This is a genomic window from Agrococcus sp. SL85 (assembly GCF_026625845.1).
GTDB lineage: Bacteria > Actinomycetota > Actinomycetes > Actinomycetales > Microbacteriaceae > Agrococcus.
Genome location: NZ_CP113066.1, coordinates 2,403,926 through 2,419,240, shown reverse-complemented (window position 1 = coordinate 2,419,240; position 15,315 = coordinate 2,403,926). Strand labels below are relative to the sequence as shown.

Here is a 15,315-nt window from a genome sequence, read left to right as displayed (position 1 = left end):
GCCCGGGCCGGTCGGCTCGGGTCGGGCAAGGATGACAGCGCGCCGAGGGCGAGCGACAGCCGCCCGCTTCACACTTCGCAACGCTGCGGCGTCAGGGCTGCCGAGCCTCCGCGCCGAGCGCGTGCTCGGCCCCGCAGGGCCCAGCTCAGTGGTTCCTGAGGCGATCGATGAGCTCGTCCTTGCGCAGGTCCGAGTACCCCGTCATGCCGAGCTCCTTCGCCCGTGCCCTGAGCTGCGCGACGGTGCGGTCCTCGTAGGGCTCGGCGTCGCCGCCGCGCTCGCCCACGGCCTTCCGGCCGTCGCGCGCGGCCGCGTTGGCGATGCGGGCCGCCTTCTCCGCCGAGCTCCCCTCCTCGCGGAGCTTCCGGTAGAGCTCCTCGTCCTTGATGCTCGGGTTCGGCATCAGAACCCCCTCCCTCCGGTGACGGGCACGACCGCGCCCGAGACGTACGAGGCCTCCTCGCTCGCGAGGTAGACGTAGGCGCCCGCGAGCTCGGCCGGCTGGCCGGCCCTGCCGAGCGGGGTGTCCTGGCCGAACTCGGCGACCTTCTCGTCCGGGAAGCCGGTCGCGGGGATCAGCGGGGTCCAGATGGGGCCCGGGGCGACGGCGTTCACGCGGATGCCCTTGGGCCCCAGCTCCTTCGCGAGCGCCTCGGTGAAGGCGACCTGCGCCGCCTTCGTCATCGCGTAGTCGAGGAGGCCCGGGGCGGGATCCTGCGCCTGGATCGACGTCGTCGTGATGAACGACGAGCCGGGGGCGAGGTGCGGCACGGCCTCGCGCGCGAGCACGATGGCGGCGATGAGGTTCGTGCGCAGCACGCGCTCCACCTCCGCCACCTCGAAGGTCTCGATGCCGCCGCGCTGCCGCTGGTACGCCGCGTTGCTGACGACGACGTCGAGGCCGCCGAGCGCGTCGATGGCGCCCGCGACCGCGTCGACGCAGCCCTGCTCGTCCTGCAGGTCGATCGCCATCGCGTGGAAGGCGCGCCCCTCGGCCTCGACGAGCCTCCGCACCTCGGCGGCGTCCTCCGCCTCCTCGGGCAGGTGGACGATCGCGACGTCGGCGCCCTCTCGCGCGTAGGCCACCGCGACGGCACGGCCGATGCCGCTGTCGCCGCCCGTGATGAGGGCGCGGCGGCCGACGAGCCGGCCGGAGCCCCGCCAGCTCGATTCGCCGTGGTCGGGCCGCGGGTCCATCGGGGCGGTGAGGCCGGGCTGCGCGGGCTGCTGCTGCGCGGGGAAGGGGCCGCTCGGGGGTGCGCCGGCGGGATCGTGCGTCCGGTCGTGGTGCGTCATCGGGGTCCGCTCCTCAGGTCGTCGATCTGTACCCCACGGACGCTACGCCCGGACCCTGGGAGCCGGTACGTCGGGGCGCGACGGGGCTCAGGCCGCCGGGGCGGGGCGCGCGCGTCGCCGGATCGCGAGCAGGCCGATGCCGACCGCGACCACGACGAGGCCCAGCCAGCCGACCGCGTTCGGCCGCTCGCCGACGATGGCGACCGCCAGGAGCGTCGCGACGACGGGCTCCGCGAGGGCGATCGTCGTCGCGGTCGTCGAGGCGAGGGCGCGCAGCGCGTAGCCGAAGAGCACGTACGAGAGCGCCATGGGCACGAGGCCGAGGTAGGCGATCGTCAGCGCGCCGGCGGGGGAGGCGAGCGGCCCGAGCCCGACGGTCGCGAGGCCGACGAGGCACGCGACGCCGCCGACGAGGAAGAGCGCGCCCATCGAGCCGCTCGCGGTCGAGCCGCCGCGGATCAGGCGGGCGCCGGCGAACGAGTAGAGCGCGTAGCCGAAGCCCGCGACGAGCGCGAGCAGGACCCCGAGGGGCGCCGCTCCCGGATCCTCGGCGGCGCCGCCGTGGCCGCCCGCCGCGAGCAGCGCGATGCCGACGACGGCGACGGCGGTCGCGATCGACCAGCGGCGCCCCGGGCGGCGCCGCTCCACGGCCCACTCGAGGAGCGCGGCGAAGATCGGCCCGGACCCGAGCGCCACGACGTTGCCCACCGCGACGCCGGCGAGCGCCATCGACGGGTAGTAGCACGCGGGGTAGAGCACGACGCCGACGGCGCCCGCGAGCACCCAGCCGAGCTGGTCGCGGCGGCGCAGCACCGCGAGCACGCGCCGCGCCGAGAGCGCCGCGAGCACGACGCCGCCGACGCCGAAGGTGGCGAGGCCGATCGCGAGCGGCGAGGAGCCCTCGGGCGCGAAGTGGGCGACGGTGCCGGTGGTGCCCCACAGCACCGCGGCCAGGAGCACCGCGATCGCGTGCCTCGGGCGCGCGGCGGTGCCGGCGGCGGAGGCGACGTGCGGCACGCCTCCGATCCTAGGTCGCGCCGCGATGCCGGCACGGGGTCGCCGGTCCGGTCGCGTCGTCGGCCCGCGTCGTCAGCTCGCGTCGTCCGGCACGAAGACGGCCTCGATCGAGGTGCCGAAGGCCCGCGCGATCCGGAACGCGAGCGGCAGGCTCGGGTCGAAGCGGCCGCGCTCGATCGAGATGACGGTCTGGCGCGAGACGCCGAGCTCGTCCGCGAGCCGCTGCTGCGACCAGCCGCGCTCCCGGCGGAGCGAGGGCAGCGCGTTCTCCACGCTCAGCCCCGCCGGCGCGCGACGAGGTAGCGGATGCCGCAGCTGGCCATGGCGACCAGCAGCACCCCCACGAGCGCGACGACGACGTCGATGCGGAGCCCGGTGACGGCGAGCGCCGCGGTGGCGAGGCCGACGACGAGGATCGTGTCGGAGAACGCGCCCTGCGCCGCGCGGTCGTACCAGGCGCCCTCGACGGACTCCTCCGGGCGGTCGACGACGCCGCGCAGGCTCTCGCGGTCGACGAGCAGCGCCCACACGAGGGCGACGAACGGGACCCCCATCGATGCGCCGACGGCGAGCCCGACGAGCATCGGGGAGGGCGCGTCGATCATGGCGGCGGCGACCGCGCCACCGGCGGCGCCCAGCAGCAGCCCCACGGGGATCGCGATCGCCAGGGCGGGCATGCCGGCCGTGCCGCGCACGCGGCCCCATCGCGTCCGGCGGTCCGTCGTCGCTGCGCCCATCTCGTCCTCCGTGCCCGTCGTCGTGGGAACTGCGTCAAGCGTGCTTGACATGTCAAGCGACCTTGACACATCTCGGCGGGGCGGCGCAAGCCCGCCGCGGCGCCCGTCCAGCGGCGGGTGCCAGCATGGCCGCATGCGCGAACGCCTCTCCGAGCTCGTCGCCGGCGCCCGCCTGCTGCTGCGCGGCTTCGGCACCTGGGCGCGCGATCCCGGCCTCATGGCGCTCGGCGCCGTGCCGGCGCTCATCGTGGGAGCCGCGATGCTCGCCCTCGTCGTCGTGGTCGCGCTCAACGTCGACGGCTGGGCGACGGCGCTCAGCCCGTGGGCGAGCGGCTGGGACGCGCTCTGGTCGGGCGCCGTCCGCTTCGCGATCGGCCTCGGCATCCTCGTCGGCACGGTCGTGCTGTGCGTGCTCACCTTCGCCGCGATCACGCTCGCCGTCGGCGAGCCCTTCTACGAGCGCATCCGCGCGCGCGTCGACGAGCGGCTCGGCGCCGCGCCCGCGGGCGCGGACCGCGGCTTCTGGGCAGGGCTCGGCGCGGGCCTGCGGGATGCCGTGGTCCTGCTCGGGATGGCGCTCGGCACCGCGCTCGTGGTCTTCGTCGCGGGCCTCGTGCCCCTCGTCGGCGCCGCGCTCGGCCTCGTCGTCGGCGCGACGCTCGGCGGCCGTGCGCTCGCCCGCGAGCCTCACGGGGCTCGCGGGCGACGCGCGCGGCCTGACGCTCGCGGAGCGCCGGGCGCTGCTGCGCTCGCGGCCGTGGCGCTCGCTCGGCTTCGGGGTCGCGGCCTACCTGCTGCTGCTCGTGCCGGGCCTCGCCGTCGTCGCGACCCCCGCCGCGATCGTCGGGGCGACGCTCCTCGTGCGCGACCTCCGCGGCGAGGCGACGGCGCCCCCGCAGGCCGCGTCGTAGGCTGGTCGCGCTCCGCAGCCGCCCGCCGAACCGCCCCGCCGAGAGGTCCCATGCCCCACGCAGCCCAGGTGCGCCGTGCCACGCCCGACGAGATCGCGCGCTGGGACGCGCTCATCGAGTCGAACCCCGACGGCGGGCACATGGTGCAGTCGAGCGCCTTCGCCGCGACGAAGCGCTTCGACGGGCTGGAGCCCGTCTTCCTCGTCATCGACGCGCCGGCCGCCGAGGGCGCCGAGCGCATCCACGTGCTCCTGCTCGAGGGCCGGGTCTCGATGGGGCGCTACTGGTACGCGCCCATGGGCCCGACCGCGACCGACATGGCAGCGGTCGTCGAGGGCCTCCGCGCCTTCGCCGCGGCCGAGCGCGACGTGCTCGTCGTGAAGGTCGAGCCGCACCTCGAGTCGAGCCCCGAGCGCATCGACGAGCTCGTCGCGCTGGGCCTCGAGCGCAGCCGCGACATGCAGGTCATGACGCACACGGTCGTGCTCGACCTCGAGCAGGGGGAGGAGGCGCTCTTCGCCTCGTTCTCGCAGATGATCCGCCGCCAGGTGCGCGGGGCGCTGAAGAAGGGCTACCGGGTCGAGCGCCCGGAGCCCACGCAGGAGACCTTCGACGCGATGCACGCGATGATGCTCACCGTCGCGGGCGGCAAGGGCATGGCGGGCATGCGCGAGCGCGCCTACTACGACGCCTTCTGGGGCGCGTTCGCCGAGGCCGGCACGGGCCGCTTCTACTTCGGCTACGACGACGACACCGGCCGTCCGCAGGCGGGCATCTTCGTCACGACCGCGGGCCGCACCGTCGTCTACAAGGACGGCGGCTCGCGCCCCGACCGGCAGATCAACGGCGGCTCCGCGCTGCTGCTGTGGACGGCGATGCAGGACGCGATCGCCGAGGGCAAGCTCGCCTTCGACCTCGCCGGCACGCCTCCGAAGGACCGCGCCGACGACGAGACGCACCCCTTCCACGGCCTCGCGCAGTTCAAGCTGCGCTTCGGCCCGATCACCGACTTCCTGCCGTCGTTCGACCTCGTGCTGCGGCCCCTGCGCCACCGCGTGTGGGAGGGCCTCGTGCGCCGCGTCGAGTGGCGCATCCGCAAGGGACCGGACACCCTCCGATGACCGCCACGAGCGTCCGCTTCGCGACCGACGACGAGATCGCCCGCTGGGACGAGCTCATCGAGACGAACCCCGACGGCGGCATCATGACCGGCGCGCGCGCGATGGCCGCCATCAAGCGCTACGACCGGCTCGAGCCGCGCTTCCTCGTCGTCGAGGGCGCCGAGACCGTCTACGCGCTCGCCCACGAGGGCACGGTCTGGCTCGGCCGCTACTGGTACGTGCCGCTCGGCCCGACCTGCGACGACCTCGAGGGCATGGTCGCGGCGATCCGCGCCTTCGGCCTCGCGCAGGAGGGCCTCCTCGCCATCAAGGTCGAGCCGCACCTGCTGCGGAGCCCCGAGCTCGTCGCGCGCATGGAGGCGACGGGCGCCGTGCGCAGCCGCGACATGCAGCTGCTGACGCACACGGTCGTGCTCGACCTCACGCGCGGCGACGACCTCATCATGGACTTCCAGAAGAAGCTCCGCTCGTCGATCCGGGGTGCCGAGAACAAGGGCTACCGGGTCGAGCGGATCGAGGCGGCCGACGCCACCGAGGCCGACATGGTGCGCTTCTACGAGCTGCTGAAGACGATCAACGGCGGCAAGGGCGTCGCCGCGATGCGCGAGTACGCCTACTACCGGCTGTTCTGGACGGAGTTCGCCAAGACCGGCAACGGCCGCTTCTACTTCGGCTACGACGACGACTCGGCCGACGCGCAGGCCGCGATCTTCGTCACCCTCGCGGGCCGCACCGCCGTCTACAAGGACGGCGGCTCGCGCCCCGTGCGCTCGATCGCCGGCGGCGCCGCGCTGCTGCTGTGGCGCGCGATGCAGGACGCCGCCGCCGACGGCAAGGCGGCCTTCGACCTGTGCGGCACGCCTAGGCCGGAGCTCATGGACGACACGACGCACTGGTACCACGGCGTCGGCCAGTTCAAGAAGAAGTTCGGGCCGGTCGTGAGCTACCTGCCCTCGTTCGACATCGTGCTGCGCCCCGTGCGCCACCGGCTGTGGGAGCGGCTCGTCCGCCGCATCGAGTGGCGCCTGAAGCCCGGCACCGACGCGCTGCGCTAGGGGAGCCATGACCGAGCAGACGACCGCGGATCGCCCCTGGAGCCTCCGACGCGCCGCGCAGCACGAGCTCGCCGAGTGGGACGACCTCGTGCAGCACAACCCCGACGGCGGGCAGTGGACGCAGGGCGTCGCCTACGCGCGCCTCAAGGCCACCGAGCGGCTCATCCCGCGCTTCCTCGTCCTCGAGCGCGGCGTCGAGGACCCGCCCGAGGGCGAGCCGGAGCCCGACGAGCCCGTCGAGCGCGTCTTCGTGCTCGCGCTCGAGCACCGCAGCCTCGCCGGCCGCTTCTGGTACCTGCCGCTCGGCCCCGGCGCTGCCCTCGACGACCTGGCCGGCATCGCCGACGCCATCCGCCGCGCGCGCGGCACCGAGGCGCGCGGCGTCTACGCCGTGAAGGTCGAGCCCTACGTGCTCGACACCGAGGAGGGCCGCGCCGCGCTCGCCGAGGCCGGGTTCCGCGCGGCCAACACGATCCAGCAGAACGTCCACACCGTGCTCGTCGACCTGACGCCCACGGTCGAGGAGATCTTCGCGGGCTTCAACAAGAAGCTGCGCAACCACATCCGCAACGCCGAGAAGCACGGCTACCGGGTCGAGAAGGTCGAGCACTCGGAGGCGACGTACGAGCAGATGTACGCGCTCATGCAGACCGTCGCGGGCGGCAAGGGCGTCGACACCATGAAGCCCTACGCCTACTACCACCAGCTCTGGTCGGAGCTGTGCGAGCGCGGCCAGGGCCACTTCTGGTTCGGCTACGACGGCGCCCACGAGGGCCCGCAGGCCTCCGCCTTCATGATCGGCTTCGGCCGCTACGCGCTCGCGAAGGACGGCGGCTCGGTGCCCGACCGGGCCATCCGCGGCGGCGCGCACCTCATCCGCTGGACGGCGATGCAGTGGTTCAAGGAGCACGAGGGCCGCGAGGTGTACGACACCTACGCGACGCCGCCCTCGTGGCGCGCCGACGACGAGACGCACCGCATGCACGGCCCGGGCATCTTCAAGCGGCTGTTCGGCCCCATCGTCGACCACCTGCCGAGCCACGACCTCGTGCTCGACGAGCGTCGCTACGCGCTCTTCCTGCGCCTGCTGCTGCCGATCGAGCGCCGCGTCCGCCGCCGGCCGTGGGGCATCTGGTAGCGCGCCGCGCTCAGCGCACCTCGCGGCCGCAGAGCTCGTCGAGGCTCCAGCCGAGCAGCTCGGCCGTCTCGCGGTACATCCCCACGAGGCGCTCCCGCTGGCCCTTCGAGGGCAGCCGGTCGAGCCTGCTCTCGAGCGCGTTGTCGACGAGGTCGGCGCGCTTGACGCGCACGGCGAGCTCGCTCGCGCGGACGCGCTCGGCGTGCTCCGCGAGCGTCTCGCCCTCGCGCTTCGTCAGCGCGTCGACCGCGTCGACGACGCGCTTCGGCAGCTTCGCGCCCGTGAACTCGCGCAGCGAGATGCGCCCCCACTCGAAGACGTCGTGCAGGATCGCGACGGCCTTGGCGTCGTCGCCCTCGACGGCGTGCATGACGCGGATCGCGTGGGCGACGTAGGGGTCGCCCTGGCGGTCGACGCGACCGTCGTACGCGCGGGCTGCGAGCACGATCGCCCGCTCGAGGTCGTCGTGCGCCATGACGCGAGCGTAGCCGGGGTGGCTATCCTTGGCCCATGTCACGCGTCGCCGATCCCGCCGAGCTCGCCCGGCTGCTGCGCGGCACCTGGGCGATCCGCGCGACGACCTTCCCGTACTGGATGAGCGCGGAGCGCAAGAACCCGCGCGTCACGTTCGAGCTCGTGCAGCCCTCGCCGCTGCAGCTCCGCGAGGTCTACGAGTACCACCGGCCCGACAAGGGCGATCGCGAGGTCGAGGCCGAGGCGGCCTGGGCGGGGCGGCACTTCTCGTGGCGCATGCACGGCCGCTCGCGGCTCCTCGCGAGCGCCTACGTCGTCTCCGACACGCCCGCGACGCCCGACATCATCGCGATCCACTTCGGCCGCTCCGCGCTGCTGCGCCAGAGCGCCGTCACGATCCTCGCGCGCCCCGCGCTCGACCCCGACGAGGTGCGGCGCGCCGTCTCGAAGGACACCCACTCGTTCGAGCTCTCGGCCGACGAGTTCTGGCAGCTGCAGTGGCTCGCGCCCTACTCGCCGCCGTCGCCCGCCTCGAGCGACTCCCTCGCCTGACGCAGGTCCTCGAGCAGCGCCCCGATGAGCACCCAGTGCTCGGGGTGCGGCGCGGGCACGACGATGGGGCTCGTGAGCATCGGGCCGTCGAGCGTCGGCATCGTCGAGGTGCGGCCGTCGGCGTGCGCGTGGCGGTCGACGAGCGCGCGCACCTCGTGCGCGATGCGCCGCGACTCCTCGCCGATGCGCTCGACGGTCGGCTCGCCGGCGAGGTCGAGGTCGGGGTGATCGGCGATCGAGCGCGACATGCCGATGACGCGGTTCGAGAGCACCGAGAGCGCCAGCAGCAGGCGCTCGTCGCGCTCGATGCGCGCGACGAGCGATCGGCCGCGGGGGTTGAGCCGCAGGGAGTCCTCGAGCGCGTCCATCGACGCCCGCGCCGCCTGGATGCGGGTCCGCAGCCCGCGGGCGTCGGCGAGCAGCCGCGTGCTGTCCTCGGGCCGGCCGGTGAGCGCGCCGGCGACGCGGTCGAAGGCGTCGGCGATCGCGTGCGCGAGGTCGCGCAGCGAGCGCTCCGCGGGCTCGTGCTGCACGGGCGGCACGATCGCGACGTTGACGACGAGGGCGCACACGGCGCCGATGAGGGTCTCGACGATGCGCTCGAGGCCGTACTCCGGGCCGCTGCCCGCGCCGAGCGCGAGCATGATCATGGCGCTGATGGGCACCTGGTTCGCGGCCATCGGCGCGAGCCGCAGCAGGCGCGCGAGCACGACGGCGGCGACGACGACGACGAGCACGACGAGCTCGCCGCCCTGGAGCCCGAGGGGCGCCTCGACGAGGCCTGCGATCCATGCGAGCACGACGCCGCCCAGCACGCCGGCGGAGCGCTCGAGGCCCTTGCCGAGCGACTGGTTGACGCTCGGCGCGACGACCAGCAGCGCGGCGATCGCGGCGAAGATCGGCATGGGCACGCCCAGCAGCAGCTGCGAGGCGAACCAGGCGACGACGATCGCGACGGAGGTCTTCAGCACCTGCAGCCACGACACCTGCTGCTCGGTGAGGAGCAGGCCCAGCCATCGCATGCGGTCAGCCTATGCCGCGCACGCGCTCGCGCGCCGCTGCCGCTCCCAGCCGCGAGCGTGCATGATGTGACCGTGCTGGACAACGCCGCCGCCGTGCTCATGCGGCTCGTCGCCGAGAGCGGGCGGGAGCTCGTCGACTTCGCGCAGAAGGACGCCGAGCCCGTCAACGAGGGCTTCATCGTCGGCTACGCGTGCAGCGTCCGCACGGCCGAGGGCGACGTCGAGCGCGTGACGATCTACGTGAACACCTCGCCGAGCGCGCCCGTCGACGAGCACACCGTCGAGCTCGTCGACGCCTCCGGCCGTCGGCTGACGGCGTGGGCGTACCCGCAGGACCCGGCGCTGCCCTCGCTGCCGGCCGTCTCCTACCCGGAGGCCGCGGGCGTCGTGCTGGGCAAGTTCGGCATCGAGGCCGAGGGCGCCCGCCTGCGCATGGAGGCATACCGACCGGGCAAGCGCGCGGTGCTGCGGGTCGACACGGGCGAGCGCAGCTGGTTCGCGAAGGTCGTGCACCCGACGCTCGCCGCCACGATCCACGACCTGCACGAGCGCTTCCGCGCCGCGGGCGTGCCGGTGCCCCGCTCGCTCGGGTTCTCGGACGCCGGGCTCGTGCTGCTCGAGGAGCTGCCGGGCGTGCCCGCGATCGACGTCTTCGACCGCATCGACCGCCCCCGCTTCGCGCAGGGCCTCGAGGAGCTCGCGCGGCACATCGCGAGCGTGCCCGTGCAGGTCGCGGCCCGCGAGTCGCTCGCGCGCCGCGTCGAGTGGTACGCGGAGCGCATGGAGGAGACCTCGCCGCTGTTCGCGCGCGAGACGGCGAGGCTCGCCGAGGTCGTGCGGCGCCGCTACGCGGCCACCGCGGTGCCGGGTCCCGTCACGATCCACGGCGACCTCCACCTCGGGCAGATCTTCGTCGACGCGGCCGACCCCTCCCGCATCACGGGCATCCTCGACATCGACACCGCGGGCCGCGGCGATCCCGCCGACGACGCGGGCGCGCTCTTCGGGCACGTGGTCGTCTCGGCGGCCGAGCGCTCCGGCTCGGAGGCCGCGGCGGCAGCGCTCGCCGCCTTCGCCGACGAGCCTGCAGGCGGCCTGGCGGGGCGACGGGCGCACGGCCGCGATCGCCGCGACGCACCTGCTCGGGCACGCGCTCGCGAGCGCGGGCCGCGGCGACGAGCGGGGCGCGGCGGTCGCGCAGCGGCTCCTCGAGCGCGCCGCCGCGGTGCTCGCCTGAGCGGCGCACCGGTCGCGCGGGCTCGCTAGCGGCCCAGGAGCGCGCGCACGCGCGGCACGACCTCCTCGCCGAAGAGGCGGATCGAGCGGAGGTTGTCCTCGTGCGACGTGCCGGAGTCGTACTTGAGGTCGAAGCGCTCGATGCCCAGCGTCTCGACGGCCCACACGACCTTCTGCGCGACCGTGTCGGGGCTGCCGACGAAGATCGCGCCGTGCTCAGCCGCAGCGGCCTCGAACTCGCGCGCGGTCGCGTCGCCCCAGCCGCGCTCCCGGCCGATGCGGTTGCGGAAGCGCATCCAGTGCGGCTCCAGCAGCGCCCGCGCCTCGGCGTCGGTCTCGGCGACGAGGCCGGGGGAGTGCATGCCCACGCGGCCGGTCGTGCCGGGGTGCAGCTCGGCCATCGCCTGCCGGTAGAGGCCCGCGAACGGCGCGAACTGCGCGGGGCTGCCGCCGATGATCGCGAGCATGAGGTCGAAGCCGTGGGTCGCGGTGCGCAGCACCGAGGCCGGCGTGCCGCCCACGCCCACCCACACGGGCATGCGGCCGCCGTGCTCGGCCGCGTGCGAGCGCGGGTGGACCGCCTGGTCCTGCAGGGGGCTGCGGAGGCGGCCCGACCACGTCACGGGCTCCTCGCGCACGAGCGCGGCGAGCAGCTCGAGGCGCTCGTCGAAGAGCGCCTCGTAGTCCTCGAGCCGGTAGCCGAAGAGCGGGAACGACTCCACGAACGAGCCGCGGCCCACGATGAGCTCCGCGCGGCCCCCCGAGATGCCGTCGAGCGTCGAGGACTGCTCGAACACGCGCACGGGGTCGTTCGACGAGAGCACCGTCACGGCCGTGCCGAGCCGGATGCGCTCGGTCGCCGTCGCGAGCCCGCCGAGCACGATCTCGGGCGCGCTCGCCGCGAAGTCCTCGCGGTGGTGCTCGCCCACGCCGAAGAACGCGAGCCCGGCGGCGTCGGCGGCGACGCCCTCCGCGACGACGTCGCGCAGCACCTGCGCGTGGGGCAGCGGGCGGCCGTCGGCCTCAGGCACCGAGGCGAACGTGTGGACGCCGAAGGCGAGCTGGCTCATGGGTGGGTTCCTCTCCGCCTGCCTCAACCGCGGTCGGGCGCCCGGCATTCCGCACCGGGCGGAGGCGCGCCCCGGCACCCAGCGCCCCGGGACGCGAGCAGGGCCCGGGGGAGTCCCCGGGCCCTGCGTCGATCGCGGACGATCAGTGGTGCTCGCTGTGCGAGGCCTCCAGCTCGCCCTTCGTGACCGGCTGCACGCGGTCCTCGAAGAACCAGCGCGTGAGCGCGGCGCGGGCGCGGACGCCCGCGGTGATCTTGCCGTCCTGGTTGGGGCGGACCATCACCGGCTCGTAGGCCTCGAACGACTTCAGGCGCCACGACTCGTACTCGCCGAGGGGCTCGTGCACCTCGATGTACGCGCCGCCCGGGAGCCGGCGGATGTTGCCCGACTCGTAGCCGTGCAGCAGGATCTCGCGGTCCTTCTTCTGCAGGCCGATGGCGATGCGCTTCGTGAGCCAGTAGGCGATGAACGGGCCGATGATGAGGAGCGCCTGCAGCGACCACAGCACCTGGAACATGTTGAGGTGGAAGTGCGTCGCGATGAGGTCGGTCGACGCCGCCGCCCACATGACCGCGTAGAAGGTCACGCCGGCCGCACCGATCGCCGTGCGCGTCGGGTTGTTGCGCGGGCGCTCGGCGATGTGGTGCTCGCGCTTGTCGCCCGTGATCCACGCCTCGATGAAGGGGTAGAACATGACGAGCACGATGAACAGGCCCAGCACCGCCATCGGCAGGAGGATGTTCCACGACAGCGTGATGCCGAGGATCTCCGACTCGAGGCCCGGCGCGAGGCGCAGGGCGCCGTCGGCGAAGCCGATGTACCAGTCGGGCTGCGTGCCGGCCGAGACCGGGGACGGGTCGTAGGGGCCGTAGTTCCAGATCGGGTTGATCGTGAAGGTCGCCGCGATGAGCGCGATCACGCCGAACACGATGAAGAAGAACGAGCCCGCCTTCGCCGCGAACGCCGGCATGACCGGGACGCCCACGACGTTGTCGTTCGTGCGGCCGGGGCCGGCGAACTGCGTGTGCTTGTTCACGACCATGAGCACCATGTGCAGGCCCAGCAGCACGATGAGGATCGCGGGCAGCAGCATGATGTGCAGCACGAAGAGCCTCGGGATGATCTCGTGGCCCGGGAAGAGGCCGCCGAAGAGCAGGTACGAGGTCCAGGTGCCGATGACCGGGATGCCCTTGATCATGCCGTTGATGATCGCGAGGCCGTTGCCCGAGAGCAGGTCGTCGGGGAGCGAGTAGCCCGTGAAGCCCTCGGCCATCGCGAGGATGAAGAGCAGGAAGCCGATGACCCAGTTGAGCTCGCGCGGCTTGCGGAACGCGCCCGTGAAGAAGACGCGCAGCATGTGCAGGCCGATCGCGGCCACGAACAGCAGCGCCGCCCAGTGGTGGATCTGGCGCATGAGCAGGCCGCCGCGGATGTCGAACGAGATGTCGAGCGCCGAGTGGTACGCGACCGACATCTGGATGCCCTTGAGGGGCACGTACGAGCCCTCGTAGTGGACCTCCGTCATCGACGGGTCGAAGAAGAACGTCAGGAACGTGCCCGAGAGCAGGATCACGACGAACGAGTAGAGGGCGACCTCGCCGAGCATGAACGACCAGTGGTCGGGGAAGATCTTCCGGCCGAGCGTCGACACCATGGTCGAGAGGCTCGTGCGCTCGTCGAGGTAGTTCGATGCCTTCGAGGTGAAGGACGGACGCTGCGTGTCTGCGGCGGTCATGCGCGGTTCTCCGTCTCAGCGGACGACAGCGGGACGTGGTCGGGGTCGATGTGGTGCAGTCGCTCCATGAACGACGCGCCGATCGGCTCCGTGAAGTCGCGCTGCGCGATCAGGTAGCCCTCGTCGTCCACCGCGATCGGCAGCTGCGGCAGGGGCCGCTTCGCGGGTCCGAACACGACCTTCGCGTGGTTGGTCACGTCGAACGTCGACTGGTGGCAGGGGCACAGGAGGTGGTGGGTCTGCTGCTCGTACAGCGCCACGGGGCAGCCGACGTGCGTGCAGATCTTCGAGTAGGCGACGATGCCGTCGTACGACCATCCGGCACGGTCGGGCTGCTCGTTGAGGCGGTCGAGCGGGAGGCGTACGAGCAGGACGGAGGCGAGGGCCTTCTGGTTGAGGTAGTCCTCGCCGTGCTCGAGCGTCTCGGGGATCACGTGGAAGGCCGAGCCGATCGTGACGTCGTCGGCCTTGATGGGCGTGCCCGTCGGGTCGAGCGCCAGGCGGGTGCCGGGGCGCCACGACGTGTGGGCGATGGCCTCCACCGCGTCCTGCGCCGGGGCGAGGTCGCGGAAGAGCACGACTGCGGGCAGCGGCATGAGCGCCACCGCGCCGATGAGCGTGTTGCGGATCATGGAGCGGCGCGTGAAGCCCGACTCCTCGTCGCCGAGCTTGAAGATCTCGACTGCGCGGGCGCGGCTCTGCTCCGAGCCGCGGGTGAGGTGGCGCTCCTCGACGAGCTCGTGGTCGCTCATGAGCTGACGCGCCCAGTGCATCGCGCCGAAGCCGATGCCGAGCAGCGACAGCGCGATGCCGAGGCCGAGGAAGAGGTTGTTGAAGCGCACCGAGGCCATGTCGCCCGGCACGATCGGCACCATGATGTACGCCGCGATCGCGACGACGGCGCCGACCATCGAGCCGATGAACCACCAGACGACCGTGCGCTCGGCGCGGTCCGCCTTCTCGGGGTGCAGGTCGGTCTGGCGCGGGCGGTGCGGCGGCAGGCCCGGGTTCTCGAACGCGTCCCGCTGCACGATCGCGGCGCCGCGGTCCGCGAGCACGACCTCGTGCGACTCCTGCGGAGCCGACTGTCCTTCGGCCGACATGCCGTTCCTCTCGTTGTCCGTCATGCTCAGTTGGGCTTCGAGGTGAGCCAGACCGTGACCGCGACGATGCCGCCGAGGCCGAAGATCCAGATGAACAGGCCCTCCGACACGGGGCCGAGCGAGCCCAGGTCGAATCCGCCGACCGAGGGGTTCTCGTCGAGGTAGTGGAGGTACGCGATGATCTCGCGCTTCTCGTCGGGGGAGATGTTCTGGTCGTTGAAGACGGGCATGTTCTGCGGGCCCGTCAGCATCGCCTCGTAGATGTGCGCGGCGTCGATGTTCCGCAGGTGGGGCGCGAACTTGCCCTCGGTGAGCGCACCGCCGGCGCCGGCCACGTTGTGGCACATGGCGCAGTTGATGCGGAAGAGCTCGGCGCCGGTCGCGACGCCCTCCTCGTCGACGAGGGAGGTGTCGAGCTGCTCCTCGGTCGGCACGGCCGGGCCGGGGGCGAGCGAGGCGATGTAGGCGCCCATGGCGTCCGACTGCTCCTGCGTGAACATCGGCTCGCGCTGCAGCGCCTGCGGGCCCGAGTAGGCCATGGGCATGCGGCCCGTCATGACCTGGAAGTCGACGGAGGCCGCGCCGACGCCGATGAGGCTGACGCCGTTCTCGGTGCCCTCGGCGTCGACGCCGTGGCACGAGGCGCAGTTCGCGCGGAAGAGCTCAGCGCCCTCCTGCGTGCTCACCTGGGTCTGCGCCGCGGGCGCCGGCTCCGCGTTCGCCACCGAGCCCACCGCGACGGACGCGCCGCCTGCGGCGACGAGTCCGATGATGAGCAGGGCCGCGCTCGCGAGCGGGTGCCTGCGACCGGTCTTCTTGCGAGATGCCAAGTTCCTCAGTCCCAACGC

At 73.3% G+C, this 15,315-nt stretch carries 16 protein-coding genes; 5 read left to right on the top strand and 11 right to left on the bottom strand.

The window, feature by feature from the left end:
- Positions 1-145: 145 nt before the first annotated feature.
- The 5 genes from OVA14_RS12025 to OVA14_RS12005 form a co-directional block, all read right to left on the bottom strand.
- A complete protein-coding gene (locus OVA14_RS12025) occupies positions 146-403 on the bottom strand; it encodes a DUF7218 family protein (protein WP_267504075.1) in 258 nt (85 codons plus the stop codon).
- Positions 403-1,296 (bottom strand): SDR family oxidoreductase, encoded by an 894-nt coding sequence (locus tag OVA14_RS12020; RefSeq protein WP_267504074.1) that lies wholly within the window; start codon positions 1,294-1,296, stop codon positions 403-405. Before OVA14_RS12020 ends, OVA14_RS12025 begins: the two co-directional genes overlap by 1 nt.
- 87 nt (positions 1,297-1,383) lie before the next feature.
- Positions 1,384-2,313 (bottom strand): DMT family transporter, encoded by a 930-nt coding sequence (locus OVA14_RS12015; RefSeq protein WP_267504073.1) that lies wholly within the window; start codon positions 2,311-2,313, stop codon positions 1,384-1,386.
- Positions 2,314-2,385: 72 nt separating this feature from the next.
- Entirely contained in the window at positions 2,386-2,586 is a 201-nt protein-coding gene (locus OVA14_RS12010; protein WP_267504072.1) for a helix-turn-helix transcriptional regulator, read from the bottom strand.
- Between the two features lie 2 nt (positions 2,587-2,588).
- The gene (locus tag OVA14_RS12005; RefSeq protein ID WP_267504071.1) at positions 2,589-3,050 is read right to left on the bottom strand and encodes a hypothetical protein; all 462 of its coding nucleotides are present in this window, start codon (positions 3,048-3,050) and stop codon (positions 2,589-2,591) included.
- A 133-nt stretch (positions 3,051-3,183) separates the two neighbouring features.
- Between OVA14_RS12005 and OVA14_RS12000 the strand changes: the two genes are divergently transcribed.
- Genes OVA14_RS12000 through OVA14_RS11990 form a run of 3 tightly spaced genes read left to right on the top strand, consistent with a single transcriptional unit; the run spans position 3,184 to position 7,275 of the window.
- A complete protein-coding gene (locus tag OVA14_RS12000) occupies positions 3,184-5,082 on the top strand; it encodes a peptidoglycan bridge formation glycyltransferase FemA/FemB family protein (RefSeq protein WP_267504070.1) in 1,899 nt (632 codons plus the stop codon).
- Entirely contained in the window at positions 5,079-6,137 is a 1,059-nt protein-coding gene (locus OVA14_RS11995; RefSeq protein WP_267504069.1) for a lipid II:glycine glycyltransferase FemX, read from the top strand. The genes OVA14_RS12000 and OVA14_RS11995 overlap by 4 nt, the downstream gene beginning before the upstream one ends.
- A 7-nt stretch (positions 6,138-6,144) precedes the next feature.
- Complete coding sequence (locus tag OVA14_RS11990; RefSeq protein ID WP_267504068.1) at positions 6,145-7,275, top strand: lipid II:glycine glycyltransferase FemX; 1,131 nt, start codon at positions 6,145-6,147, stop codon at positions 7,273-7,275.
- 10 nt (positions 7,276-7,285) lie between these two features.
- Here the strand turns inward: OVA14_RS11990 and OVA14_RS11985 are convergent, their stop codons facing one another.
- Positions 7,286-7,750: a phosphohydrolase gene (locus OVA14_RS11985; RefSeq protein WP_267504067.1), complete on the bottom strand. Its 465-nt coding sequence runs from the start codon at positions 7,748-7,750 to the stop codon at positions 7,286-7,288.
- Positions 7,751-7,785: 35 nt separating this feature from the next.
- Between OVA14_RS11985 and OVA14_RS11980 the strand changes: the two genes are divergently transcribed.
- On the top strand, positions 7,786-8,301 hold the full coding sequence (locus tag OVA14_RS11980) for a hypothetical protein (protein ID WP_267504066.1): 516 nt from the start codon (positions 7,786-7,788) through the stop codon (positions 8,299-8,301).
- On the opposite strand, the gene OVA14_RS11975 is transcribed toward OVA14_RS11980, so the two are convergent.
- Positions 8,259-9,323: an FUSC family protein gene (locus OVA14_RS11975; protein ID WP_267504065.1), complete on the bottom strand. Its 1,065-nt coding sequence runs from the start codon at positions 9,321-9,323 to the stop codon at positions 8,259-8,261. The two genes, OVA14_RS11980 and OVA14_RS11975, sit on opposite strands and share 43 nt — an antisense overlap.
- A gap of 72 nt (positions 9,324-9,395) precedes the next feature.
- On the opposite strand from OVA14_RS11975, the gene OVA14_RS11970 reads away from it, so the two are divergent.
- Complete coding sequence (locus tag OVA14_RS11970; RefSeq protein ID WP_267504064.1) at positions 9,396-10,589, top strand: phosphotransferase family protein; 1,194 nt, start codon at positions 9,396-9,398, stop codon at positions 10,587-10,589.
- Here OVA14_RS11970 and OVA14_RS11965 read toward each other — a convergent pair.
- From OVA14_RS11965 to OVA14_RS11950, 4 genes are all read right to left on the bottom strand, one after another.
- On the bottom strand, positions 10,586-11,629 hold the full coding sequence (locus OVA14_RS11965) for an LLM class flavin-dependent oxidoreductase (protein WP_267504063.1): 1,044 nt from the start codon (positions 11,627-11,629) through the stop codon (positions 10,586-10,588). The two genes, OVA14_RS11970 and OVA14_RS11965, sit on opposite strands and share 4 nt — an antisense overlap.
- Before the next feature lie 142 nt (positions 11,630-11,771).
- The gene (locus OVA14_RS11960) at positions 11,772-13,364 is read right to left on the bottom strand and encodes a cytochrome b (RefSeq protein ID WP_267504062.1); all 1,593 of its coding nucleotides are present in this window, start codon (positions 13,362-13,364) and stop codon (positions 11,772-11,774) included.
- Entirely contained in the window at positions 13,361-14,491 is a 1,131-nt protein-coding gene (locus OVA14_RS11955; RefSeq protein WP_420710592.1) for a Rieske 2Fe-2S domain-containing protein, read from the bottom strand. Before OVA14_RS11955 ends, OVA14_RS11960 begins: the two co-directional genes overlap by 4 nt.
- A 2-nt stretch (positions 14,492-14,493) precedes the next feature.
- A complete protein-coding gene (locus tag OVA14_RS11950) occupies positions 14,494-15,306 on the bottom strand; it encodes a c-type cytochrome (RefSeq protein WP_420710663.1) in 813 nt (270 codons plus the stop codon).
- Positions 15,307-15,315: the final 9 nt, after the last annotated feature.